Source organism: Oryzomonas japonica (assembly GCF_008802365.1).
Classification (GTDB): Bacteria; Desulfobacterota; Desulfuromonadia; order Geobacterales; family Pseudopelobacteraceae; genus Oryzomonas; species Oryzomonas japonica.
The window spans coordinates 643,628-666,595 of record NZ_VZQZ01000001.1 but is presented as its reverse complement, the minus strand read 5'-3'; the positions used below and the strand labels follow the sequence as shown (position 1 = coordinate 666,595).

The window sequence follows — 22,968 nt, the reverse complement described above, 5'->3', positions numbered from 1 at the left end:
TTTCAGGAGCGCAACCGTTGGAGGAAAAAGAATTGTGGCCGCAGCTAAAAAACCGTTGGCCTGTTCATTCACGGGGAGAGAAGCGCCTTATCGTCCCCAAAGGAGGCATGGCGGATCTCGTGGAACTTCTCGATCAGCTTCTCCACCGTCAGCTCCCGTTTCGCATCACCCTCCACATCGAAGATAATCTCTCCCTTGTCCATCATCAGCAAACGGTTACCGAACTCGATGGCATGGCTCATGTTGTGGGTGATCATCATCGAGGTGAGATTGTATTCCCTGATGAACTTGTTGGTCAATTCCAGGACGATCTCGGCATTTTTGGGATCGAGCGCCGCGGTATGTTCATCCAGCAGGATAAGTTCCGGCTTGGAGAGGACCATCATCAGCAGGGTCAGGGCCTGCCGCTGCCCGCCGGAAAACATGGCGAGATTTTCCTTCATCCGGTCCTCCAGCCCCATCTCCAACTGGACCAGTTCCGCCCGGAAGAACTCTCTCATCTTGTTGTTCAGGCTCCGCTTCAGCCACTTGAACCCCTTCCGGTAGGTGATCATCATGTTATCCTCCAGACTCATGTTGGAGGCCGTGCCGAGAAGCGGGTTCTGGAATATCCTGCCGATGTACCGGGCACGCCGGTACTCCGGCTCCCGCGTGATATCCCTGTCGTTTGCCAGGATGGTGCCCTGGCTCGGGATGATGGTGCCGGCTACGAGGTTGAAGAGCGTGGACTTCCCGGCGCCGTTACTGCCGATAACGGTGATGAAGTCACCCTCCTTGACCTTCAGGTTGATAGTGCTGATGGCCAGGTTTTCGTTCACCGTGCCGGGATTAAAGAGCATGGACACATTCTTGAGCTCGATCATTTTTCCACCACCGCCTTGATGGCAACCTTCTTCAGTTTTTTGGCCTGGGTCAGGATCAGCAGTATGATGATCAGGATGCCCTTGATCAGATTCAGGTCATTGGGCGTCATATGGATGACATAGCCGTAATACCTGCCCAGATACAGCACCGCGTGGAAAAGTATCGAACCCAGGATTGCACAGAGGGTCAGAACGCCGATGCGGTTGCTCTTCATGACCAGAAACTCGCCGATCATGACCGAAGCCAAACCCGAGACAATGATCCCCTGCCCCAAGCCCACATCGGCAAACCCGAGGTACTGGGCCGCAAAGGCGCCGGATAGGGCCACCAGGCCGTTGGACAGCCCCACGCCGATGGTTTTCAGGGTTTTGGGATCCACCCCCTGGGAGATGACCATCTGCTCATTGTTGCCCATGGCACCCAGGGTCATGCCCAGGTCGGTGCGGAAGAACAGGTCGATCAGTATCTTGATCACGATGGCGACCACGATGAAAAACAGGAGCAGGATGTACTCATCCGGGATAATGCCCGAAAAGCGCTCGGAAACCTTTGTCAGAATGGTTTCATGCTCCAGGACCGGCACATTGGCCCGGTTGCCCAGGATGCGGATATTAACGGAGTACAGCATGGTCATGGTCAGGATGCCGGCCAGGAGGTTGGGCACCCGGAGGTGGTTGTGGATCAGCGCCGTGACCATGCCCGCCAGCATCCCGCCGATAAATGCGACCAGCAGCGCCAACCAGAGGTTCACGTCGAGCAGGATGCACTGCACCATCAGGGCCGCTCCCAGGGGGAACGAGCCGTCCACCGTCAAGTCGGGGAAATCCAGGACCCTGAAGGTGATGAATACCCCCAGGACCATAATTCCGTAAATCAGGCCTTCTACCAGAATACCTTCGATCATAGCAATGCCGTGTACCCTTCGCGATAAAATAACGCCGGGCGGCCTCGGCCGCCCGGCGGGTAAAACAAATTCTACTTTTTGGTCAGCTTGCCGTTTTCCACGACCCTATTGGCGCTCTTGACGATATCCTTCGGCACGGTCAGACCGAGTTTCCTGGCCACATCAAGATTGACCAGGAGGTCGACATCCGAGGTCTTGGTCATAAAACGCGTCGGCATCTGCTCCGGCTTCTTGCCCTTGAGGATCTCGACGATCATCTTGCCGGTGGCGCGCCCAACCTTGTAATAGTCGAACCCCCAGGCGGCCAGGACGGCATATTTTTCAGCCGAACTCGGGTCAGCCGACATGATCGGCACTTTGTTCTTCACGGCCACGTCGGCGACGGCACTCATGGCCGATACGACCGTGTTGTCGGTGCTGATGTACAGCGCATCCACCCTGCGGATGATCGCCTGGGTAGCCTCTTTTACCTCGGACGACTTGGACACCGTCGTCTCCACGTATTCGATCCCCAACTCCTTGCAGGCCTGCTTTACGACACCGGCCAGCACCACGGCATTTTCCTCGGAACTGGTGTAGATATGGCCAAGACGTTTGATCTTCTTGATCTTGAGCAGCAGTTGAATCTGCTGTTTCACCGGGGTCATATCCGAAACGCCGGTAACCATCTTGCCACCCTTTTTCAGAGAGGCCACCAGGCCGGCCTTCACCGGGTCGGTTACCGCCGAGAAGACAACCGGGGTCCCCTTCAGGGTATTCACCAGCGACTGGGCCGTGGGCGTGGCGATCCCCACCGCCAGGGTCACCTTTTCCGACTTGAACTTGTTGGAGATGGACGACGCGGTGCCGATATCGCCATTGGCATTCTGTTGGTCGTATTCCGCGGCGATCTTCGAAGCGGCAAGCTCGTCCTTGATACCTTTTTCAACGGCATCGAGGGCGGGATGGGCCACGATCTTGGATATCCCGATGAGGACCTTTTTCGGCGGGTTTGCCGCAAAGAGCGGAGCCGCCACCACAAGAGAGACCGCAAGGAACACCAGCAACGCACCTAGTTTCTTTTCCACCGAACACCTCCTGATCTGGATAGTCGAACCGAAACGTATCACGACACACGACAACAGCTATTCCACAATAATCGGGTGGCGAGAATATCACTCCCAAATATCAGTCGTCAACGTGATACTGGTCTTTTCAGGCTCTTTTTTGCCAAGTTAGGTCCACGGTATCGCGCTGAATCGGCAAAAGGCGCTACCATCATGGTTTACAAGGCGCAGGCCCCGGAAACCTGATGCCGGCAATGGCGCAAAGGTGGCTACTGCAGTTACCATTTGACAAATGGGCCGATTTTATGGCACCGAAGGAGGTCAACGAATTACAATCATCAAGGAGAACCAGACATGAACAGCTGTCCTTGCGGAAGCGGCGTTGCCTATTCCGATTGTTGCGAACCGATCATCAACGGAGTGCGTCCTGCCGAAACGGCGGAACAACTCATGAGAGCCCGCTATTCGGCCTATGTCGGCGTGCAGATGGATTTCATCTTCGAGAGTACCCATCCCGACCATCGCCAGGGCTACGACCATGCCGGAACCAAGGAATGGGCACAGAATTCCGAATGGCTGGGGCTTGACATCATCGCCACCGATAAGGGGGGCCAGGAGGACAGCATCGGCCAGGTGGAATTCGTGGCACGATTCAAGGACAAGGGCGTTGCCCGCGAACATCACGAGTGCGGCCAGTTCAAGCGTAAAAGCGGAAAGTGGTACTTCACCGAGGGGGCCATGGTGAAGCCGAAGCCGATCACCGTCGTCAAGATCGGCCGCAACGACCCCTGCCCCTGCGGCAGCGGCCTCAAATACAAAAAATGTTGCGGGAAGTGATATTTTTCCCAACAGCCCCAACACCTGAAGGCGGCCCGATCGGCCGCTTTTTTTACCGCCGGCACCGCCCCAAAGCCCTTTATTGCCCCGCCGGAGTCTGTTAGTATGCCGCATCATCCTGCCGCTACCGCCTGGCGGCGCTCTTTTGGAGGAAAACATCCGTGACAAAAACTACTGCAAAAAAAGTTTGTACAACCCTTTGCCCACCCGTGGACCTGAGCGGTGAAGCCGGCTGGACCGATTTCGATGCCCCTGCGCTGGTGGGGGAATCCCTGCGTTTCGTCTCCGGCGAACCGGACGGCAACCGCTTCCGGGTGCGCTATTACCGTGACGGAGAACAGCAATTGAAGGCCCGCATCTGGTTCGGCCCCGAGACCGAAGGCCCTCCGGGACATGCCCACGGCGGTTCCATGGCCGCGGTGTTCGACGAGGTACTGGGGCTGGCCGCCTGGGCGGCAGGGTATTCGATCGTGGTCGGCAACCTGAACGTTAGTTTCCGCAATCTGCTGCCACTGCAACAGGTCGTCACGCTCGAAAGCCGGGTCATCTCCGCCCAAGGGCGCAAGGTAATGGTGCATGGCCGCATCTACAGCGGAGAAACGGTCTATGCCGAAGGGGAGTGCCTCTGCATCACCATCGTGAAAAAATGATCCGGCACCCCAACCGCACCGGTCTCGTCGCCCGGTAGCGAACCACCAGCGACTGTCCATGGGCCGTGACACCCCGAGGATTGACGCAGGAAGATTTGTCCTCTATAATAACGCCCGTTTCAACATCAGGCAGCAGATACGCGACAAGACTAAACCACCCGCGAGGGTGGGGCGGAAAGCCCATAGGGTCTCACCGAGACAGCCGGGATGCCGAACTATCACCATATTCGGCGTCCCGGCTTTTTTCGTGCCAGGATTCTGGAGACACACATAAGATCCAATCAGGAAAGGGGAAGGAAACAAACATGAACAGGTATCGGATGAAAGCAATTATCGGAACAGTGGTCGCAGCGATGGGTATTGCAGGCATGGCCGGTGCGGCCGGTGCGGCCGACGTGGCAGTCGGCGTCGATGTCAACAGCCCCAACGTGCGGGTGCGGGTCGGCACGCCGCCTCCCCCGCCGCCCCAAACAATCGTAGTGGAAAGGGAGCGCGTGATCACCCACGAGAGGGGAGAACGACACGACCGGGGCAAGCACAAAGGGCACTACAAAAAATATCGCAAAGACAAGCACCACAGGGATTAGCGGACAATAAAAGGGCCAGACTACCAGGAAAACGGCAGTCTGGCCCTTTTGTAGCAACGGCTGGCTGCGAATCCTCGCGGCCGGCCCCTCACACCGGCCGCAGGGTGGTTACGATCCGTACCCCGGCTGTCAAGGTGCGGTGCACCGGGCACCGCCCGGCGATCTCCAGCAAGCGCTGCCGCTGCGCCTCGTCCAGCCCCCCACGCAGTTCCACCTCCCGCTCGAACGTATCCATCCGGCGTTCCTTCTCGTCACAATCACGGCAATCTTCGGCGTGGACCTTGCGGTGCGAGAGCCGCACCACAACCTCTTCCAGCGGCCATCCCTTGCTGCGGGCATACACCTGAAGCGTCATCCCGGTACAGGCGCCGAGGGCGACCAGCAGGTAATCGTACGGGGAGGGGCCCTCGTTGCCACCGCCATCCTCCACCGGCTCGTCGGCCACCAGGGGAAAACCGTTGGCAAACAGCTCGGTGCGAAATCCCTCCGCCCCGGTGCGGGCCGTCACCCGTTTGTCGATCACCTCCGGTGGGATGCGGGAGGGAACCGGAGGCTCGGCTTCCCCCAGGTAGCGGCCGGCCCAGGCGGCGATGACCCCGCCGGCGTAGCGGGAGTCCCGGCTATCGGACAGCAGGTGGTCGGCCGAATCGAGGGAGACGAAGCTCTTGGGATGGGGGGCTGCCCGATAGATGTCGGTGGCGTTGTCGATTCCCACCACTTGGTCCCGGGGAGAGTGCATCACCAGTAACGCCGCATTGAGCCGGCGCAACGTATCCTCCGGCCGATGGGCATCCAGGTCGTCCAGCAGGCTCTTGCGGATGGTGAACGTACGGCCGGCGATGGTGACGGTTCCCTGCCCGGTTTCCTTGATCCGGTCCGCCGCCTCTCCCAGCAGGTCCCTTACCTGGACGGGACGAAACGGTGCGGCGATGGCGACCACAGCCGCGGTGCTGGGAATCTCCGCTGCCGCCGCCAGCACGGCCGCCCCTCCAAGGGAATGACCGATGAGCAGGCGGGGAGCTTCATACTCCTGTTCCAGGAAACGGGCGGCCGCCACCAGATCGCTCACCTCGGAGGAGAAGGTTGTGGCGGCGAACTCCCCCTCGCTCTCCCCCAGGCCGGTGAAGTCGAAACGCAACACGGCGATGTGCCGGCTGCTCAGGGCGCGAGCGATATGCACCGCCGCCGAGAGATCCTTGGAGCAGGTGAAGCAGTGGGCAAACAGGGCGTAGGCCAGGGGCCGTTCGTCCTCGGGGAGCTCCAGCCGGGCGGCGAGCAGCTCCCCCCGGCTATTGGGAAAGGCAATCCTCTTGGTGTTCATCACTATCACCTCATGTTTTCCTGTGGTGTTACGGTTTACCAACACCCGCAGCCAGATCGGCGGCCAACCGGCAGAGGGTGGCGGAGTCATCGAGACCGTCCAGGAAGCGCTGCGGTATCCGGGAAAGGCCGACCTGGGCACCCACCAGGGCCCCGGTCAGGATGGCCCGAGCCTGATTCTGCCCTCCCCCGTTGACGGCATGCAGCAGGGCGGATTCGAAATCGTCGTGGAAACGGGCAGCCAGATAGTAGGCCGCGGGCAATTGGTGGTAGATCGCACAGGGCATGCCGTAGACGATGGACACCTTCCAGGCGGGTTCGATACGGATATCCGGGTCCACGGCCGCGCTCGCCATAGAGGACGGGGTCAGCAGGGCGTCAGGGGAGGCGAACCTCCCGGCCCGGGGCGGGTCGGGATCGCCGGGCCGGGGCGGGTCGGGATCGCCGGGCCGGGGAGGTTGCAGATTGTCGCCGGTAACGGCGTGGAAGGGGAGTGCCCCGCCATGCACCAGCCTCATCAACCTGCCCGACAGCCGGGCGTCCAGGGGGTACCCCTGCACCAGCTGCCCCAGCACCGCACCGTAGGCCACGGTCATGGACACCACCGTATCGTCCGACTGGGTCAGGACGGCATTGCCGGTGATGGCGCCGGCCAGCCGGGCGGGGTCCAGGGCATAGCGAACCCCCAGGGCCAGGGTGCGTTCGATGGCTTCCGTTGTGTCGGCGTGCCCGCCGGTCTCGCCCCAGGGCAGTTTCTGCTCCACGCGCCGCCGCCACAATTCGCGGATCGACTGGCTGGTGTAGCCCCCCGGACCACTGATGGGGGTGCCATCCAGGAGCGGCAGCAACTCCTCATCCATACGGCGGCAGAAATCGGCCTCGTCGTACCCACCCCGTTCCACCAGCGATGTGACCAGCAGCCTGAGGATGAAACCCGCCTGGGAGAGTTGGCCCGCCTTGCACCCGGCGTGGTAGCGGCCGGGCCGGGGGTCGGTATAGCCGTTGATCCATTCGCCGTAGTCGCGGCGCAGTTCGGCAAGGTCGTAATACCAGTGCGGCCCCAGCCCCAGTGCATCGCCAATAAAGGCGCCCATGATGGCGCCCGCCCCACGGTCCTGAATGTTTGCGTCTGACATGGTGACCTCCTGCGGATGCGCCTCAGCGCCCCGACTGCGAGCCTTCCTGGGTTGCATCACATCGTTTATCTGATTATATCCTGTTATTTTGAAGTGCCAAGGCTTGTTTCCGGAAGCGGAAATGTGGTACGGCGGAGTATGTTCGCACTATGAAACGGCAACGGGCACCTTATCGATGATAAGGTGCCCGTTGCCGTTGTAGGTTTTTCTGGTGGCTTTACAGTTTCTTTTTGGCTGCCTTGGGCACCCTGGCGACCCGGGCAGCCTTCATCACGACAGGTACTTCGGGTGGGGGTAAAAAGGAGCCCGGAGCGGCCGGTTGCAGGGTGGTAAAGTGGGATACGGCGATTTTTCTGTTTTTGCCATCGCTGAACTGGATCATCGCCGAGGAGGATGTGATTTCCATAACCTTGCCGGCGCCCCATTCAAGCGCGCCTGTGTGGCTTACAATGTTGCCGACTTTGATTACCATAGTGTCATATCACTTTCTTTTTAGAAATGAGTGGAATTACCATTTCCGGCCCGCCCCCATCACGACTATCGTCCATTCAAATAAAATTATATTGGTATAGTTTACGTCACAAACCGTATATTAGCAATGATTATTTGCAATATTTAGTAGTAATTGTATGCTGCAAATTCAGTATAATTATGGCTAAACACTGTATGTAACTCAATCCATACATAATATTCACAACATGACATTATGATTGTATTTATTTTTTCAAGGCACTCATTCCAATAGTTATATTATCCCCCCCATCCCATGTCCTGATTATTTAGCTTGACTTGCGCCATTCAAAGCTGATAGGGTTACACTACGTCCGGAATATTTCCAGACGAAATTTAAAAGCAGTATCAGGAGAAAGTAAGAAAATGGTAAACGGAACAGTAAAATGGTTTAATGACAGCAAGGGGTTTGGTTTTATTGAGCAGGAAAATGGCGAAGATGTTTTTTGTCATTTTTCCGCAATCGAAGGCAACGGTTTCAAATCCCTTGCTGAAGGCGATAGCGTAACGTTTGAAATCACCAAGGGTCCGAAAGGGCTTCAGGCCGCGAACGTAAACAGAGCCTGAGAAACGCCGTAATTGGCCTCAAAAGCCCCGGGGGATACTCGGGGCTTTTTTTATTGAAAATCAATTAGTTCGGGAGTGATACAATGGCCAAGCCTAATTTTCAGTTTCAGAAAAAACAGAAGGAACTGGAGCGGAAGAAAAAGAACGAGGAAAAGCTGCAACGCAAGCTGGCGGCAAAGAACAGCGTCCCAACCGACGAAAACGGCGAAGAAGCCCCTGTCGAGGAAGAAACAGCTTAAATCCGAACGCAAGGATCGATGCCGGGCGGTGCAAGCCATCAGCGGTCGAGCCATTGCCGAAGAATTCAACACAGACCCGCACCTTTGCTGCCGATTCGGTCAGACGCAGCGGATAGCCGCTGCTATGTGCCCCCCCTCCCATAATCTACACGCCAGCGAAACACAACATATCTATCACCTCGCGGTACGAATAGTCCCCCTGACCACACTCCCCTGTGCCGTTTCAGGTCAAAGCGTTTATAAACACAAAAGGCGACCGATTGGCCGCCTTTTGTGTTCTTGTGTTCTTGTGTTCTGCCCCCAATTATCGGCAGAGGAGCAGGTCCCCTAACCGACGACGTACCATCACGCCTCAATCATGGTCAACTTGTTCACGGACCGTTCCCGGATCATGCCCTCTATGGCGCCGAAGCTGTTCCGGTAATGGACCGTCTCCTTATGTTTCCCCAGGCAGGCATCGCTCTCCCACGTCTCGTAGAAGAAGAACAGCGCCGGGTCGTCATTATCCTGGTGCAGCCGGTATTCGACGCACCCCTCTTCGTTTCTGGTCGGTGCAAGCAGCTTGAGGAGCTCGGTCTTGACGGTATCGGCCGCCTCTCTCTTTGCCAACAGCCTGGCAACAACGGTTACTCTCGACATATGGGGTCCTTTCTCTTCTCGTTTTTCATGCAATCACAGGAAAGTCTTTGCCTGTTTCAAAATTCACCGGATAAAATTCATAAATGTTTTGGCTTCCGCCTCAGGCTCCGCAACAACTCCCTTGCCGTGTTCCACCAATTTCATCAGCCATGCCATGTTTTTGCCCAACATGCGCATGATCTGCAACCCCTCTTCATCCTGCGCCACCTCTCCCGGCAGGCGGCCGTGGATAACGTTCCAGTAATTGGAGCTGGGCACCAGCATCTCGGCATAGTGCAGAAAATTGTTCAGTTGATCGAATGTGGGCACGCCGCCGGAGCGCCGCACCGCGACCACTGCTGCGCCGACCTTGTGCCGCAGCATCCCGTCATTGGAGCCGGCGACATAAAAGGCCCGGTCCAGAAACGACTTCATGGTGCCCCCGATGGCGGCGTAATGGACGGGAGTCCCCAGGATGATCCCATCCGCCTGCTTCATCTTCTGGAGGGCGTTATTGACCTCGTCGCCAGGCAAGACGCAGCGCTCGTTCCTATTCTTGGCACACTGGCCGCAGGCGATGCACCCTTGAATCACCTTGTTGCCAATGTGGACGATCTCGGTTTCTATGCCTTCTTTTTCAAGCTCGGCGGCAACCATCCTGATGGCATGATAGGTGTTGCCTTCTTTCTTGGGACTGCCGTTAATGGCGACTACTTTCATCGATCCGTCCTCCTGTTTTCGCGTTGGGTTTTACATTCGCGCTTCAATTTTTCAAACATGTGCGCTATATTCTGCCATAGGTATTCATTCGTCAATAACGGACTATTTAGGTACGTAGTACCTTTTTTGTAACATAAGAGATTTTAGGAGCCCTCATGCAAGAAAACCGGGAGAAAGAGGATCGGATGGTGTATCGGGAAAAGGAATACAAATGCGGCATAGATGCCACGTTGGCCGTGGTCGGCGGTAAATGGAAGGCCTCCATACTCTGGCACCTGTCGCAACGGACCATGCGCTTCTCCGATTTGCAGCGGCAATTCTCCGGGACCACGAGAAAGATGCTCACCCAGCAGTTGCGGGAGTTGGAGACCGACGGCCTGGTGCACCGGGAGGTATACCCCCAGGTGCCGCCCAAGGTGGAGTACTCCCTCACGGCAAAGGGCACGACCATTATCCCCATCCTCGATCAGATGTGCGCCTGGGCCAAAGAATACCTGCAGTGACCATGCATCTGCCGGCAGGTTTCGGATCAGCCCATACCCAGACCTAGGGCGGCATAGATGCGGGCGGCCTCCGCCACCTCGTCGAAGAGGACTTGTTCATCGGGCGTATGGGCGTTTTCCAGGAAGCCGGGCCCCAGGATGATGGGGCAGGTACCGGCCGCATGGAACAGGTTGCCGTCCGAGTGGGAGCGGAAAGCGCTCAAGTCGGGGGTGCGCCCCAAACGGGCATATATTTCCTCGACCAACCGGACCGGCCGGCTGTCGTTGCCCAAGTCGTAGCCGGGCGAGGAAAAGTCGAAGCTCAACTCCATATTTAGCTCCGGGATGAAGCGGCCCGCATCGGTGGCGATGCTGCGGATCGACTCCTGCAGGACGGCCGGGTCCATATCGGGCGGCAGGTGCAGATCGATCCACGCCTCGCAGCGGTCCGGGACGACAAAACCGGCCCGGGACGAACTCAACTCACGGATCGAGTAGACGATCTCCCCCCGCTCCCGGTCGAAGAGCGGAGCCTTGCCCAGGTGCAGCAACAGGCGCAGCATGGACTCCACCGCGTTGTTCCCCAGTTCGGGCAGCGATGAATGGCTCCGCAGGCCGCGGGTGACGAACCCCGCTTCCAGGTAGCCGTAATGGGCAAAGCAGGCCGCAAGCCCGGTCGGCTCGCCGATCACCACCCAGGGCGGACGGCGCTGTTCCAGAAAGACGGCGCTGCCGTCACCATTCTCTTCCTCCCCCACCACCAGCAGCAAGCCCAGGGACGGCCGCTCCTCCGGTTTCAGGGCGTCGGCCAGGGCCAGCCACGCCTCCACCATCGCGGCGCACCCCCCTTTCATATCGGCACTCCCCAGACCGCGGATGAGGTTTCCCTCTTCATGCGCCTCGAATTCCTCCAGATCCCAGGCCGGGACCGTATCCACATGCCCGACCAGATAGAGTTCCGGTTCGCCGCTCCCCATGGTGACCCGCAGGTTATACCGCTCATGCTCCACCTCCTGGCGTTCCACGCGGAATCCGGAACGGGAGAGGATTTCCTCCAGATAAAGCTGGATATCCTCTTCCTTGCCGGAGGGGGAGTAGATATTAAGCATATCGAGCAGAGTCCTGCGCAGCCGCACCGGATCAATGGCCCTCCAGACCTCATCCAGGCGGGCGATCATGATTTTTTTACCGATTTTTTCCTGCTCTTGCGCGTCAGGTTGAGGGACATGTAGACGTGTTCCTGGATATCTCCGAAGCCCTGTTTCTTGAAGAAATCGATGGCTGCCAGGTTATCCGCCGAGGTATCGATAATGATCATCCGCACCCCCTGCTCCACCATGCGGCGCCTGATCTCATGGAACAGGCGGCTCCCCACGCTCCCCTTCTGGATGTCCCGCCGGACCCCAAGCCAGACCAGGTAACCGTACTTCCAAGGGGAGTTATGCTTCTTGACCGTGGTCCCCAGGGCAAAACCGGCGATGCGGCCTCCCATTTCGGCCACCAGGCAGAGTTCGTTGTCCAGGTTGAAGTGTGTGGTAATTTCGAATTCGTCCCAGGTGCGGTAGAGGCTCTGGGAGTATTCGACGGTGAATACCTCCTCGCCGATATGGAATACCTCGGGGAAATCGTCGATCTCCATCTCGCGGATACGGGGGGTATCCTCGCTGGTTATAGATGCTTCAGTCATGGCGTCACCTCGTGCATTTTTTTAGTATACCAGAAAATCCCGATCCGGCAGTTCCGGCGGACACTACCGGGCGGGACCGCACGCTGGCACGGGCCGCATCAACAGACTTCAACAACGGTGAAGGACTGGGCCGCGGCAGCCTCTCCCACCTGCACCTCATCGCCGGTTTTCAGCCCCACCAGGGAGCGCCCCAGGGGGGACCGGGGGGTGATGACCACGATCTCCCCGTCACGATCCGCCACCTTCATGCCTCCGGCCTGGGGGCCGAGGAAAAGGCGCCGCACATCCCCCTGCGCACTTTCCAGGGTAACCAGGGCCGTCAGCCGGATCGGCGTATCGTCGTCGAAACCATGCAGCGTCAGGGTCCGGTAGCTTTCCAGGGCGATCCTGATCTCCTGGGCACGGTTGGCCTGCCCCTGGGCGATGTAGGACGCCTCCAGGGCGGTGGTATCGTACTTGTTGTCGGGAAGGCACTCCACGTGGGTGGCCGCCTCATGGGCCGCCCGCGCGGCGGTGGAGAGCACCGCAAGATCGGCGGAGAGTCGCGCGATTATCTCCTGAATCATCTGTTCCTTCGTCATAGGGCCATAACTCTCCTCTGGTTTCGATAAAAACAGGCACAAAAAAAAAGAGGGCGGCCGCATTCCATGAAGCGGACCGTCCCCTCAAAATTTCGGGCAAACGCCGCTTCCTACTCTGTGTTCCCCCCGCCAAGCGTCAATCCCCGAATGAAGTTGCGGAGAAACTGGTCGCCGCAGACCTTGTAGTTTCTATGCCCTTTTGCCCGAAACATGGCGGACAATTCGGACTTCGAGAGCTGGACCCCGGCCTTTGCCAGGACCGCGAGCATCCCCTCCTCGTTCAACTCCAACGCGATCCTGAGCTTGCGCAGGATGAGGTTATTGTTCAACGCCGTATCCGGCGCCTTGGGCAAACCGGGTTTCGACTCCTGCGCGCCTCGCCGGGAGACGATCAGGCCGTCCAGAAAGGCCCCCATCACCGCGTCGTCGCAGGCCGCAAAGCCGGTTTCTTCTTCCTTTTTCAGCAGTTTCAACACATCTATGGGCTTGATGTCATGCCCACCCACCGCACACAATTCGGCGATGGTTTCGCCATTCAATTTCAGGGCGTAGCGCAGGCTGCGGAGAAGATCGTTATTGGTCATGGTGTTCCCTTCGTGACTGTAATCGTGGGTGTGGCTACCGCATGTGAGGAGGGAACACGGTTGGTCCCGCCCGCAGGGCTCAGCGGCTGCCCATCTTTACCAGGAGAGGGCTTTCCAGCGTTTCTTCGCCGCAGGTCAGATAGAGCGTGCCTTCGGTGATGGTGACCGACCAGGTGATAGAGCGTTCCAACTGCGATGCCAACTTGGTAATGATTGCAGGAGCGATACTGATGACGATGAGGTTGGCGACCTTCTCCAACTTGGGCAACTGCTGTTGATTCCACGTGTCGAGTTGCCTGCCGTAGGCCAGCAGGGCGACCCGTTCCGAGTGGCGGCTCGCCTTGATGATGCGGTCCGGCTCCGGCAGGCCGACCTCGACCCAGAGACTGACCCTGTCGTCGGCCCGTTTCACCCAAAGGTCCGGTTCGTCGGTGGCGCTGATCCCCTTGGTGAACGTCAACTCCGGTTCGTGGAAGATCGCGTAGGCCAGCAACCGGGCCACAAGCCGCTCCGCGGTTTCAGAGGGATGCTGAGCGACCGTCGCCTGCAAGGTTTCATAGACGCCATGGTCGACATCCGAGAGCTGGAGGAACGCTTTATAAACTTTGGACGGCAGTGCCATGTCGGGGGATATCCTTATTTTTTCCCGGTCAAGGGATTTGTGCGCTATGCGAAGTCTGGAGTATGGGTTATGAACCCCAAAATTACAACCGTCATCATGCGGTCGTGAGCGTCAGGATACCAAGTTGATCGGCAATGTTCCAGGGGCAAAGCCGGTTGTGGTCCGTTTTTCTTGCTTGCCCCGGCTGGTTGACACGCCATAAAGCGGCGTATTGCCTTTTTCCGTCAAGAGACTAAAATAGTCTTATAAACGGCCAACACTCCATGGTGGAGAAATCCCCCTGTTCGAGTTACGCCACAGAAGGGAGGAAAATATCATGAGCATCACGACAAAACCGATCCCGGACGGCTATCACACGGCTACCCCCTATCTGATTATCACCGATGCCGCCAAGGCCATAGAATTCTATAAAGAAGCATTCGGCGCCACGGAGTGCATGCGCCTGCCAACCCCGGACGGCAAATTAATGCATGCCGAAATCATGATTGGCGATTCGCCGATCATGCTGTGCGATGAATGTCCCGAGTGGAATGCCCTCAGCCCACAGACCATCGGGGGCACCGCCACATCCATCGTACTCTATGTGACAGATGTGGACGCCGTCGTGAACCGTGCGGTTGCGGCCGGCGCCACGCTGCTGATGCCGGTTGCGGACCAGTTCTGGGGGGACCGCATGGGCACGGTCGCCGATCCGTTCGGGCACAAATGGTCCGTTGCCACGCATACGGAAGACGTGACGCCGGAAGAGATCGGCGCGCGTGCCAAGGCCCTCTTTGCCGCGAAATGAACCGACACGGTCACAAGCCACGGGAGGTGGTACCATGAAACCATTCATGTCGACCTACAATTCCCAGGGGTATGCCCTGATGCGGATCGTCGTCGGATTTCTCTTTCTCTGGCACGGCGTCCAGAAGCTGTTCGGCATCCCGATCCCAATGCCGCCAGGGGTTCCCGCATTCATCACCTACGTTGCCGGCCCGATCGAGCTGATTGGGGGTATTCTGGTCATGATTGGGCTCTTCACCCGCTGGGCGGCCTTCGTCACCAGCGGCCAGATGGCCGTGGCATACTGGATGGCGCACGGGACAAAGGCGCTGCTGCCGATTCAGAACAACGGCGAACTGGCGGTGATCTATTGCTTTGTGTTCCTGTTCATCGCCACCCAAGGGGGCGGAATCTGGAGCGTCGATGCCTTCAGAGGCGGGGAGGGGCGGCCGCGGAAGTGACGTTTCTCCGCCTCAGTGCCCCGGCACCGCCCCCCGCATGACGCCGGGGGGCCTGATGAATGCCAGGAAACGTTCCCGCAGGCGCTCCGCCTCCTCGGTCCTCCCCGTGCTGCGCAGAATCTCCATCACGCACTCTGCGGTACAGAGGCAGGCCTCTTTCTGGTTCTTCCTGAGGTTGTAGAGGGACTTCCCGGTCGGTTTGAGACAGACCCGGCGGAGCTTCAGGAGATAGGGGCTACGCTGGTGGATTTTGCGGGCCTCGTGCCAGGTGCCGTCGATAAGGACGAAGTGGTCGATACCGGTTAAATCGTCGTCATTCTCGTCCGGTGCGCCGGGATAGACCAGTGCCACACCACCCGCCTCGATCTCCTCCACGAGTCCGGCGGGCGGGTTCAGCCGGTCCCAGCGGACCTGCTCGGCCGCGTCTCCCAGGACCTCCAGCACCAATTTGCCGGTATTGGAGGGTTTCTCGAACTCCTTGAAATGGGTCAGGAGGGTGAATTTCATCTCGTGCCCCCATGAAGAGGGATCATGGAGGCACGTGTGGATGCACCGAGGCGGTTCTTCGTCTTAAGGTACATCCTGCCTCCGTGGAGGCGGGGCCATGAATTCAGGGCCGACCGGGTCCGGTATGATATCGTGGATCGCCGTATCGATATCCATGAGATCCTGAGGGGTCAAGGACCACCCGAAGACCTGGCCGACCGGGTCCAGTTGACCGGGATGTCGGGCTCCCCAGAGGGCAATCGCCCCCTGATCCAGTACCCAACGCAGCGCCAGTTCCAGAACCCGACGGCCATGCCGTTTTGCTGCCAGTGCGTCCAAGGCCGAGACGGCCTTGAGGTAGTGGGAAAAGCGGGGGGCTCGGAATTTGGGATCGTGCAGGCGCAGGTCGTCCCCTTGGAACTGCGTCCCCTCATTCATCTTTCCCGAAAGCAGCCCGCGGCAGATGGCACCATAGGCCAGGACGGCAAGCCCACGTTTTTTCGCGTACGGCAGCACGTCCTGTTCGATCTGGCGCTCGAACAGGTTATAAGGGGGCTGGACCGTATGCAACGGCGCCACCTTCCTGAATGCGTCCATCTGCTCCGGCGTATAGTTGCTGCCCCCCACCGCCCGGATTTTTCCCGCTTTCAGGAGGTCGGCCATGACCTGAGCGGTCTCCTCCATGGGGGTGAGGGGGTCGGGCCAGTGGACCTGATAGAGGTCAATGTACTCCGCCTGCAGCCTGCGCAGTGAATCATCCACCTCTTTAAGGATTCTCCGGCGGGTCGAGTTTCTCGCCACCCACCCCTTGTCGTCCCATTCAAGGCCCACCTTGGTTGCAATAACCACACGATCCCGTTCCCGGTATCCCTTGACGGCCTTGCCGACGATCTCCTCTGATCGGCCGAACCCGTACACCGGCGCGGTATCGATGAAGGTAACCCCCCTGTCGAGAGCCGACCGGATGGTACGGATCGACTCAGCCTCCTCGGAGCCGCCCCACATCCCCCCCCCGATGGCCCACGTGCCCAGACAGACCTTGCTCACGGTAATGCCGCTATCGCCCAGTTGGGCGTACTCGATGGTATCGCTGTTCATGACCTCCCCCCTGTTCCTGATCGCCCTACTGCTTGATGACTTGGAAGACCGCGGCAAGATCCTCGTCGGCGTGACCTGCCATACGGGCCCGTTTGAAGGTCTCGTTAACCGCGGCGATGCAGTGGAGCGGCTGCCCCAGCTCATCCCCCAGGGCGACGGCGAGGCGCAGATCCTTCTGCATGTGTTTGAGCGGAAAACTGGTGGGGTATTCACCCTGCAACAACATCGGCCCCTTGCCCCTGAAGAGCGGGTTGGCGAGCGCACCGGCATCGAGGGCTTCCAGAATCTCGGCACCGTCGAGCCCCCCCTTCTGGCCAAGGGCCACCCCCTCGCAGAGGGCCGCCATCATCCCGCCCATGATCGCGTTTACCACCAGCTTCATGCGCGCCCCCTGGCCGACGGTCCCCAGGTACATACGTTTTTTCCCCATCGTGTCCAGGGCCGGGGCGGCCTCGTCGTACAGCGCCCGGGCGCCCGCGGCCAGGATGATCAGGGTCCCGTCTTCGGCCGGTTTCTTCGTGCCGGAAACCGGGGCCTCGAGGAAACGCCCACCCCGTTCGGCCACCGCCTCGGCGATGGTGCGGGCGGTCACATCGTCCACGGTGGACATGTCGATGTAGCCGCGCCCGCCGCCGATCCCTTCCAACACCCCCTCCGGGCCGAAACAGACCTCCGAGGCGGCGGCGGGATCGGCGAGCATGGCAAAGGTGATGTCGCAGGCAGCGGCCACCTCCCGGGGGCTCCCTCCCTGGCGCGCGCCCAGGGCCACCAGGGGGGCGCATTTGGCCGGGTTGCGATTCCAGACCACGACCTGGAAACCGGCCCGCACCAAGTTGGCCGCCATGGGGTTACCCATGATACCGAGACCGAGAAAACCATACTGAGTCATATTCCTTCTCCTTTTTACCGCGGTGATGAATGTGCGGGAATCTTGCGGTGCGCCGAGGCCACAGGCTCCGTGCCGGTTGCTCCGCGCATCCCCGCGTTACCCACCCGCCTCGGGTAAAGCATGTGGGATGAATTATAACATACCATCCTTTGCCGCCGGCGATGGCGGTGGCGGTGGCGTGACCGGTGGAGGTACGGCCTCACCTCCACCATGCTTGGGGCAGTATTGGGTGGGCTCGGTCCCGGCGATATAGAATTCGTCGCGCTTCTTCGGGCACTCCGCCGTTGCCAGATAGCCCGTGGTGGGGTCTATGGTAACGGAAACCACTGCATCCGGCTTGGGAAAATCCACGGCAGGCTTCGCTGCCACGGCCCGGCGCATGAACCGCTCCCAGATGGGGGCCGCGACAGCGCCGCCGGTAAAGCCCTTCCCACCCGGCCGGGGCTTGTCATAACCGACCCAGACGCCGGTTATCACCTGGGGGGTATAGCCGACGAACCAGGCATCCCGGTAGTCGTCGGTGGTCCCGGTCTTCCCGGCGGCCGGGTGTTGTTGGCTGAACCTCCTGAGCGACTTTGCGGTGCCATAAGTCATGACGTCCTTCAGCATCTGGGTGGTGACAAAAGCGGTGGCAGGCGCCAGGACCGGAGTGACTATCGGAGGATTTTCCGTCCAGGCACGGCGCCTGTGGTCATAGATCCTGATAATGGTTCGCCCTTCGGAACGCATCCCCCCGCTAGCCAGAGGCGTGTACGCCTGGACCAGGTCGTTCAGAGTGACTTCATCCGTTCCCAGGGCCAGGGAGAGACCGTTCTGCGCCCGTAACGGCAGCCCCATCTTTCCGGCGAAATCGGTAAAATACGGGACCCCGATGGCCTCAAGCACCTTTATCGTGATGACATTGTTGGAATATGCCAGGGCACGCCTCAGGGAAAGATCACCATACCGCTCCCTCCCATAGTTCTGCGGTTTCCAGACTTGATTATTGCCCCGGTCGTAGGCCACCGGCGTGTCGTTCCAGATGCTGCCGGCGGTAATCCCCTTTTCCAGGGCTGCGGCATAGATCAGCGGCTTGATGGACGACCCTGGCTGGCGCTTGGCGGAAAAGGCGCGGTTATAGGACCCCTTGGTAACGCCCACGCCCCCCACAGCGGCCAGCACATCGCCCGTGGTGGGATCAAGGCACACCAGAGCCCCCTGCATGTGGGGAGAAATACGTTTTACCCCCTCGGCCAGCGCCAACTCCGCCTGTTTCTGCAGGTTCAGATCCAGAGCCGCGGTCACCTCCAGCCCCCCCTGCTCAATGATCTCCGCACCGTACCGTTCGATCAGCTTGGCCCGGACATGGGCCACATACTGTAAGGCCTGTCCGGAGCGCATGAAGGTGACCCGCTGGGTCCTCAGCCGTTGTTGCTGCCGGGGGCTGATGATGCTCAACTCCACCATCCGTTTGAGAACAACGTCCCGCCGCCGCGTGACGTTGGCCGCTTTCCCCAGCGGATTGTAACGCCCCGGGTTCTTCGGCACACCGGCCAAGAGGGCGCACTCGGCATCGGTCAATTCCTCCGGGTTTTTGTCGAAATAGATGCGGGCAGCCTGGACAATTCCCCAGGCCCCGTTCCCGTAATAGATCTCGTTGAAATACATCTCCAGAATCTGTTTTTTGGTATATTTCTTTTCAAAATCAATGGCCATGCGGGCTTCATCGAGCTTGCGCTCGATGGTCTTTGCACCGGAGAGGTATTTATTCTTGATCAACTGTTGGGTGATGGTCGAGCCCCCCTCGACCATCTTTCCCTTGACCACGTCCTTCACCAGGGCCCGGGCGATGCCGCGGATATCGATCCCCCCATGTTCATAAAAGCGGGCGTCTTCAACGGCCACCACCGCCTTTTGCAAAAAGGAAGGGATGCGGTCGATGGAGGCCCAGTACCGCTTCTCCGGCAGGAGTCGGCCGACATACCTCCCCTGGTTGTCAAAGATCTTGATGGACGTATAGTCGGGTAGCAGCGGGGGATAGTCGGCAAAATTGCCCTGGGCAGACGCCGGGGCGACCGGGGTCAGGACCAGGGAAAGTGCCAGGAGTACGGGATACAGCAGCCATTTACCACAAGTGTATCTGAGGATATTCAAGGTATTCAGTCCTAATGCGTAATCGCAAGACAATCCATCGATTTTTATTCTGCCGTTGCCCTCACCAAGCCTGCCCGGTATTCCTACATATTTCGGTGGACGTCAAGGGAAAACTGACACTCGCGCCCCCCAGTATGTCATTCTGCCCGCCCCTCTGAACCTTCCGCCCCGGAAGCGCAACCGGGCAGGAGTATCGTACCCCGCATCGGCGAGGGACCGCCCAAGGCCGGCGCGTATGAAATGCCCTGGTGTTTCCTGTTCTGGGAATAGCACAAAAGGGAGGGCACTGCAATGGGCGCATTTTGATGTCATCACAAGCCCTTCCTGTCACGCGGGGTGCGCGGCCCGGAGGGGTCTGGCGCGCGGGCCGAAGCCCCCCCGCCTTGACAGGCGTCTGCCCATAGGGTAAGGTTATGCCACTTCAGACAGGACAGATTCAGATAGCGATACTACTAAACCATCCGCGAGGATGGGACGGAAAGCCCACAGGGTCTCCCTGAGACAGCCGGGTCGCCGAACTATCAGTATGACGATAGCTGCGGCGACCCGGCTTTTTTATTGCCGGCCCCGGCTGTCGCTGGTCGTCATCGACCGATACTACCGGAAAGCCAAACATATATGGCGGGCGGCCCCTGGAAATACTCTATCCTTTAGGCGGGATTTAGGCTATAATTACAACTTGACCTACTTCCTGAAAATATCTTCTCAGGTGTCCTTCGATCCGACCGCCTCTCTTCCCTCCTCGGGAACAGCCCGCCCCCCCGTCATGCGAACCGCCCCAGCCGAAACGAACAGGAAATACGGAAAACGCTTCCGTGCGTCCAGGATAGGATATAATGCCCCATGAGAATGCCGAAGAAGTTTGAGTTACTGGTCCATAACGGCCTCGTCGATGAGGTGGTCTCCCAGCTTATGAGCGGCAAGGAGGCCGAGGTCTATATTGTCCGGTCCATGGGAGAGTTGCGCTGCGCCAAGGTGTACAAGGATGCCGAGCACCGGAGCTTCAGTTCCCAGGCCCGCTATCAGGAGGGGCGCAAGGTGAGGAACAGCCGGCAGGCACGCGCCATGGGAAAAAGTACGAAGTTTGGCCGAAAGGAGCAGGAGGGTGCCTGGCAGAACGCCGAGGTGAACGCCCTGCAACGCCTTGCCGACGCCGGGGTGCGCGTACCGAAGATTTTCAGCTACGCCGGGGGAATACTGCTGATGGAGCTGGTGACCGACCACGACGGCAACACCGCGTCGCGGCTGAACGATGTCAGGCTGACGGCGGAACAGGCCCGAAAATATCATAGCACGATGATCGCGCAGATCGTTCTCATGCTCTGCGCCGGCGTCGTTCACGGCGACCTGTCCGAGTACAACGTACTGGTCGGTAACGGCGAGTTGGTCATCATCGACCTCCCCCAGGCCATCGACGCCGCGGGGAACAACAATGCCGCCGACATGCTCAAACGGGATGTCGCCAACATGACCGCCTACTTCAGCCGATTTGCTCCAGAACTGCTGGCCACCGACTACGGCAGGGAGATCTGGAAGCTTTACGCCAGGGGCGAGCTCAGACCGGATGCCGTCCTGACCGGACGCTTTGAGCAGAGCAGCACCCCAGCCGACGTGCATGGCGTCATGCGGGATGTGGAATCGGCGCGGCGCTGGCATGAACTTAACAGCTCGCGCACCGCTGAATAGACAAAGGGCGGCCGATTGGCCGCCCTTTGTCTATTCAGGTATCAACCGATCTCCCTATGAAGCGTGGAAATCGGCCCTTCGGTGATTCACGCCCGGCGGGTCCGGCCATAGGATTTGTGACGATGATTCTTGCCGCCCTTTTTGGCGTACTGACGATACGCCTTGGTGTGTTTGGAGGATACCGCCGCTACCAGTCTGATGCGGTGTGAAACGACCGGAGCCTTCCGGGCCGCCACATTCTGGTGCAGGTCCGAGGAGATTCGTGCAAGCTCCGCCGGGGCTACCGTCGGTCCCCGCTCATCGCCCGACGTGCGGAACTCCGCCGCGGCAACGGTGGAGATATCGCTGCGCAGTTTGTTGAACAGTCTGATGTGCCGGTAATCCAGGCGGTTTGTCAGGAAAACCACGAACAGATCCTGTTTCGGGTCGATCCAGATGGAAGAACCGCTGTAACCGGTATGGCCGAAGGAGGCATCTGAAAACAATTTCCCCTTTGGCGCCGAAAAGGGAGAATTCATGTCCCAGCCCAAGCCGCGCACCACCGTGCCGTTGCGGCAGGAAAACGGGGTGGTCATCTGCTTCACCGCCTGTTCGGACAGGATGCGCTTGCCGTCAAGCGCCCCCCCGGCCAGCATCAGGCGGGCAAACCGGGCGAGATCCTGGGCGGAGCTGAACAGGCCGGCATGGCCCGCAACACTGCCGAGGCGCCGCGCATTTCGGTCCTGCACGGTGCCACCGTCACCGCCCAGCGTGGGGGCGATCCGGTTCGCGAGATTCGGTGTGGGCAAAAACATGGTCTCGGGGACGGCAAGCGGCGTGTAGATCTCTTCGCGGCAGAAGGCGTCCAATGTCCTGCCTGAAACCCGGTGGACGAGCTCCCCCAGCAGAATGAAATTGATATCGGCATAATGGAAACTGCTGCCCGGCCGGGGCCGGTTTTTCTCCGCCGCCGCCCTGATGACGGCTGTTTTCATGGCCTCATCCGTGCTCATATCGAAATCCGCGAGTCCCGAAGTATGGGTCAGCAGATGGATGATTGCGACGTTTTCAAGTTCAGAGCCCTTGAATTCGGGAAACCAGAGGGTCAGGGGGTCCAGCAGGGAGATGCGCCCCTCATCCAGCAGTTTCATCACCGCCGGCGCGGTTGCGATTACCTTGGTCAGGGAGGCAAGATCGAAGATGGTCTGCCCGTCGAGCAACGGCGCATCAGGGCGGGCGTTCAGCCGTCCGCGGGCGGTACTGGAGAGGATACCATTGTGGTTGCCGATCACCACGACGCCGCCGGCGATGAGGTTACTGGAAATGGCCCGTTCCATGAGAAGATCGATGGTGGCGATACGGCCGTAATCCAGGATCTCATCCGATGCGAACAGGGGCGATGCAGAAAAAAACAGGCAGCATGAAATGAGGCAACAAAAAAGACGCACGGTAGACCTTTGCAGGGTGCAGGCTGTTGATCGCAGGGTCCGGACAATTATCCGGGCTGTGTGCGGCAC

Annotated in this window: 27 protein-coding genes and 2 riboswitches; of the genes, 9 read left to right on the top strand and 18 right to left on the bottom strand. The window is 59.3% G+C overall.

Going from position 1 to position 22,968, the window contains the following annotated elements; translation table 11 throughout:
• Nucleotides 1–68: 68 nt before the first annotated feature.
• The 3 genes from F6V25_RS03065 to F6V25_RS03055 form a co-directional block, all read right to left on the bottom strand.
• Nucleotides 69–863: an ABC transporter ATP-binding protein gene (locus F6V25_RS03065; RefSeq protein ID WP_151127099.1), complete on the bottom strand. Its 795-nt coding sequence runs from the start codon at nucleotides 861–863 to the stop codon at nucleotides 69–71.
• A complete protein-coding gene (locus tag F6V25_RS03060; RefSeq protein WP_151127097.1) occupies nucleotides 860–1,768 on the bottom strand; it encodes an ABC transporter permease in 909 nt (302 codons plus the stop codon). Before F6V25_RS03060 ends, F6V25_RS03065 begins: the two co-directional genes overlap by 4 nt.
• A 71-nt stretch (nucleotides 1,769–1,839) precedes the next feature.
• The gene (locus F6V25_RS03055) at nucleotides 1,840–2,835 is read right to left on the bottom strand and encodes an ABC transporter substrate-binding protein (RefSeq protein ID WP_151127095.1); all 996 of its coding nucleotides are present in this window, start codon (nucleotides 2,833–2,835) and stop codon (nucleotides 1,840–1,842) included.
• Between the two features lie 333 nt (nucleotides 2,836–3,168).
• Between F6V25_RS03055 and F6V25_RS03050 the strand changes: the two genes are divergently transcribed.
• From F6V25_RS03050 to F6V25_RS03040, 3 genes are all read left to right on the top strand, one after another.
• On the top strand, nucleotides 3,169–3,651 hold the full coding sequence (locus F6V25_RS03050; RefSeq protein WP_151127092.1) for a YchJ family protein: 483 nt from the start codon (nucleotides 3,169–3,171) through the stop codon (nucleotides 3,649–3,651).
• 161 nt (nucleotides 3,652–3,812) lie between these two features.
• A complete protein-coding gene (locus tag F6V25_RS03045; RefSeq protein WP_151127090.1) occupies nucleotides 3,813–4,301 on the top strand; it encodes a PaaI family thioesterase in 489 nt (162 codons plus the stop codon).
• Nucleotides 4,302–4,439: 138 nt separating this feature from the next.
• A riboswitch (cyclic di-GMP riboswitch) is annotated at nucleotides 4,440–4,516 on the top strand.
• A gap of 90 nt (nucleotides 4,517–4,606) precedes the next feature.
• The gene (locus tag F6V25_RS03040; protein WP_151127083.1) at nucleotides 4,607–4,888 is read left to right on the top strand and encodes a hypothetical protein; all 282 of its coding nucleotides are present in this window, start codon (nucleotides 4,607–4,609) and stop codon (nucleotides 4,886–4,888) included.
• 88 nt (nucleotides 4,889–4,976) lie between these two features.
• On the opposite strand, the gene F6V25_RS03035 is transcribed toward F6V25_RS03040, so the two are convergent.
• The 3 genes from F6V25_RS03035 to F6V25_RS03025 all read right to left on the bottom strand — a co-directional run bounded on the left by F6V25_RS03035 (nucleotide 4,977) and on the right by F6V25_RS03025 (nucleotide 7,750).
• The gene (locus F6V25_RS03035) at nucleotides 4,977–6,209 is read right to left on the bottom strand and encodes a bifunctional alpha/beta hydrolase/OsmC family protein (protein WP_151127081.1); all 1,233 of its coding nucleotides are present in this window, start codon (nucleotides 6,207–6,209) and stop codon (nucleotides 4,977–4,979) included.
• A 28-nt stretch (nucleotides 6,210–6,237) separates the two neighbouring features.
• Nucleotides 6,238–7,344 carry an ADP-ribosylglycohydrolase family protein gene (locus F6V25_RS03030; protein ID WP_151127079.1) on the bottom strand — a complete coding sequence of 369 codons (1,107 nt, stop codon included), beginning with the start codon at nucleotides 7,342–7,344 and terminating at the stop codon, nucleotides 6,238–6,240.
• Nucleotides 7,345–7,561: 217 nt separating this feature from the next.
• A complete protein-coding gene (locus F6V25_RS03025; protein WP_338045578.1) occupies nucleotides 7,562–7,750 on the bottom strand; it encodes a DUF3553 domain-containing protein in 189 nt (62 codons plus the stop codon).
• Between the two features lie 470 nt (nucleotides 7,751–8,220).
• Between F6V25_RS03025 and F6V25_RS03020 the strand changes: the two genes are divergently transcribed.
• Together F6V25_RS03020 and F6V25_RS16920 are read left to right on the top strand one after the other, a co-directional pair.
• Nucleotides 8,221–8,421, top strand: coding sequence for a cold-shock protein (locus F6V25_RS03020; protein ID WP_149306815.1), 201 nt, complete (start codon nucleotides 8,221–8,223; stop codon nucleotides 8,419–8,421).
• An 83-nt stretch (nucleotides 8,422–8,504) separates the two neighbouring features.
• Nucleotides 8,505–8,660 carry a hypothetical protein gene (locus F6V25_RS16920; RefSeq protein WP_191966048.1) on the top strand — a complete coding sequence of 52 codons (156 nt, stop codon included), beginning with the start codon at nucleotides 8,505–8,507 and terminating at the stop codon, nucleotides 8,658–8,660.
• A 345-nt stretch (nucleotides 8,661–9,005) separates the two neighbouring features.
• Here the strand turns inward: F6V25_RS16920 and F6V25_RS03015 are convergent, their stop codons facing one another.
• Together F6V25_RS03015 and F6V25_RS03010 are read right to left on the bottom strand one after the other, a co-directional pair.
• On the bottom strand, nucleotides 9,006–9,299 hold the full coding sequence (locus F6V25_RS03015; RefSeq protein WP_151127077.1) for a putative quinol monooxygenase: 294 nt from the start codon (nucleotides 9,297–9,299) through the stop codon (nucleotides 9,006–9,008).
• Nucleotides 9,300–9,362: 63 nt separating this feature from the next.
• On the bottom strand, nucleotides 9,363–9,998 hold the full coding sequence (locus tag F6V25_RS03010; protein ID WP_151127075.1) for a flavodoxin family protein: 636 nt from the start codon (nucleotides 9,996–9,998) through the stop codon (nucleotides 9,363–9,365).
• A gap of 155 nt (nucleotides 9,999–10,153) precedes the next feature.
• Here F6V25_RS03010 and F6V25_RS03005 point away from each other — a divergent pair, with 155 nt between their 5' ends.
• Complete coding sequence (locus tag F6V25_RS03005; RefSeq protein WP_151127073.1) at nucleotides 10,154–10,501, top strand: winged helix-turn-helix transcriptional regulator; 348 nt, start codon at nucleotides 10,154–10,156, stop codon at nucleotides 10,499–10,501.
• Nucleotides 10,502–10,527: 26 nt separating this feature from the next.
• Here the strand turns inward: F6V25_RS03005 and F6V25_RS03000 are convergent, their stop codons facing one another.
• The 5 genes from F6V25_RS03000 to F6V25_RS02980 form a co-directional block, all read right to left on the bottom strand.
• Nucleotides 10,528–11,658, bottom strand: a complete 1,131-nt coding sequence (locus tag F6V25_RS03000) for a M20 family metallopeptidase (RefSeq protein WP_151127071.1) — start codon at nucleotides 11,656–11,658, stop codon at nucleotides 10,528–10,530.
• Nucleotides 11,655–12,167, bottom strand: a complete 513-nt coding sequence (locus F6V25_RS02995; protein WP_151127069.1) for a GNAT family N-acetyltransferase — start codon at nucleotides 12,165–12,167, stop codon at nucleotides 11,655–11,657. The genes F6V25_RS03000 and F6V25_RS02995 overlap by 4 nt, the downstream gene beginning before the upstream one ends.
• 98 nt (nucleotides 12,168–12,265) lie before the next feature.
• Entirely contained in the window at nucleotides 12,266–12,748 is a 483-nt protein-coding gene (locus F6V25_RS02990) for a GreA/GreB family elongation factor (RefSeq protein ID WP_151127067.1), read from the bottom strand.
• A 110-nt stretch (nucleotides 12,749–12,858) separates the two neighbouring features.
• On the bottom strand, nucleotides 12,859–13,332 hold the full coding sequence (locus F6V25_RS02985) for a YehS family protein (RefSeq protein WP_151127065.1): 474 nt from the start codon (nucleotides 13,330–13,332) through the stop codon (nucleotides 12,859–12,861).
• Between the two features lie 79 nt (nucleotides 13,333–13,411).
• Nucleotides 13,412–13,954 carry a YaeQ family protein gene (locus F6V25_RS02980; RefSeq protein WP_151127063.1) on the bottom strand — a complete coding sequence of 181 codons (543 nt, stop codon included), beginning with the start codon at nucleotides 13,952–13,954 and terminating at the stop codon, nucleotides 13,412–13,414.
• A 316-nt stretch (nucleotides 13,955–14,270) separates the two neighbouring features.
• Here F6V25_RS02980 and F6V25_RS02975 point away from each other — a divergent pair, with 316 nt between their 5' ends.
• Nucleotides 14,271–14,741 (top strand): VOC family protein, encoded by a 471-nt coding sequence (locus F6V25_RS02975; RefSeq protein ID WP_151127061.1) that lies wholly within the window; start codon nucleotides 14,271–14,273, stop codon nucleotides 14,739–14,741.
• Nucleotides 14,742–14,775: 34 nt separating this feature from the next.
• A complete protein-coding gene (locus F6V25_RS02970; protein WP_151127059.1) occupies nucleotides 14,776–15,180 on the top strand; it encodes a DoxX family protein in 405 nt (134 codons plus the stop codon).
• Nucleotides 15,181–15,192: 12 nt separating this feature from the next.
• On the opposite strand, the gene F6V25_RS02965 is transcribed toward F6V25_RS02970, so the two are convergent.
• From F6V25_RS02965 to F6V25_RS02950, 4 genes are all read right to left on the bottom strand, one after another.
• Nucleotides 15,193–15,687: a tRNA-uridine aminocarboxypropyltransferase gene (locus F6V25_RS02965; protein ID WP_151127057.1), complete on the bottom strand. Its 495-nt coding sequence runs from the start codon at nucleotides 15,685–15,687 to the stop codon at nucleotides 15,193–15,195.
• 63 nt (nucleotides 15,688–15,750) lie between these two features.
• On the bottom strand, nucleotides 15,751–16,764 hold the full coding sequence (locus F6V25_RS02960; RefSeq protein WP_151127055.1) for an aldo/keto reductase: 1,014 nt from the start codon (nucleotides 16,762–16,764) through the stop codon (nucleotides 15,751–15,753).
• 25 nt (nucleotides 16,765–16,789) lie between these two features.
• Nucleotides 16,790–17,653: an NAD(P)-dependent oxidoreductase gene (locus F6V25_RS02955; protein WP_151127053.1), complete on the bottom strand. Its 864-nt coding sequence runs from the start codon at nucleotides 17,651–17,653 to the stop codon at nucleotides 16,790–16,792.
• Between the two features lie 132 nt (nucleotides 17,654–17,785).
• The gene (locus F6V25_RS02950; RefSeq protein ID WP_151127051.1) at nucleotides 17,786–19,786 is read right to left on the bottom strand and encodes a transglycosylase domain-containing protein; all 2,001 of its coding nucleotides are present in this window, start codon (nucleotides 19,784–19,786) and stop codon (nucleotides 17,786–17,788) included.
• 441 nt (nucleotides 19,787–20,227) lie between these two features.
• Nucleotides 20,228–20,304, top strand: a riboswitch (cyclic di-GMP riboswitch).
• Nucleotides 20,305–20,629: 325 nt separating this feature from the next.
• Here F6V25_RS02950 and F6V25_RS02945 point away from each other — a divergent pair.
• The gene (locus F6V25_RS02945; RefSeq protein WP_151127049.1) at nucleotides 20,630–21,472 is read left to right on the top strand and encodes a PA4780 family RIO1-like protein kinase; all 843 of its coding nucleotides are present in this window, start codon (nucleotides 20,630–20,632) and stop codon (nucleotides 21,470–21,472) included.
• Nucleotides 21,473–21,558: 86 nt separating this feature from the next.
• Here the strand turns inward: F6V25_RS02945 and F6V25_RS02940 are convergent, their stop codons facing one another.
• Nucleotides 21,559–22,899, bottom strand: coding sequence for a serine hydrolase domain-containing protein (locus tag F6V25_RS02940; protein WP_246166934.1), 1,341 nt, complete (start codon nucleotides 22,897–22,899; stop codon nucleotides 21,559–21,561).
• Nucleotides 22,900–22,968: the final 69 nt, after the last annotated feature.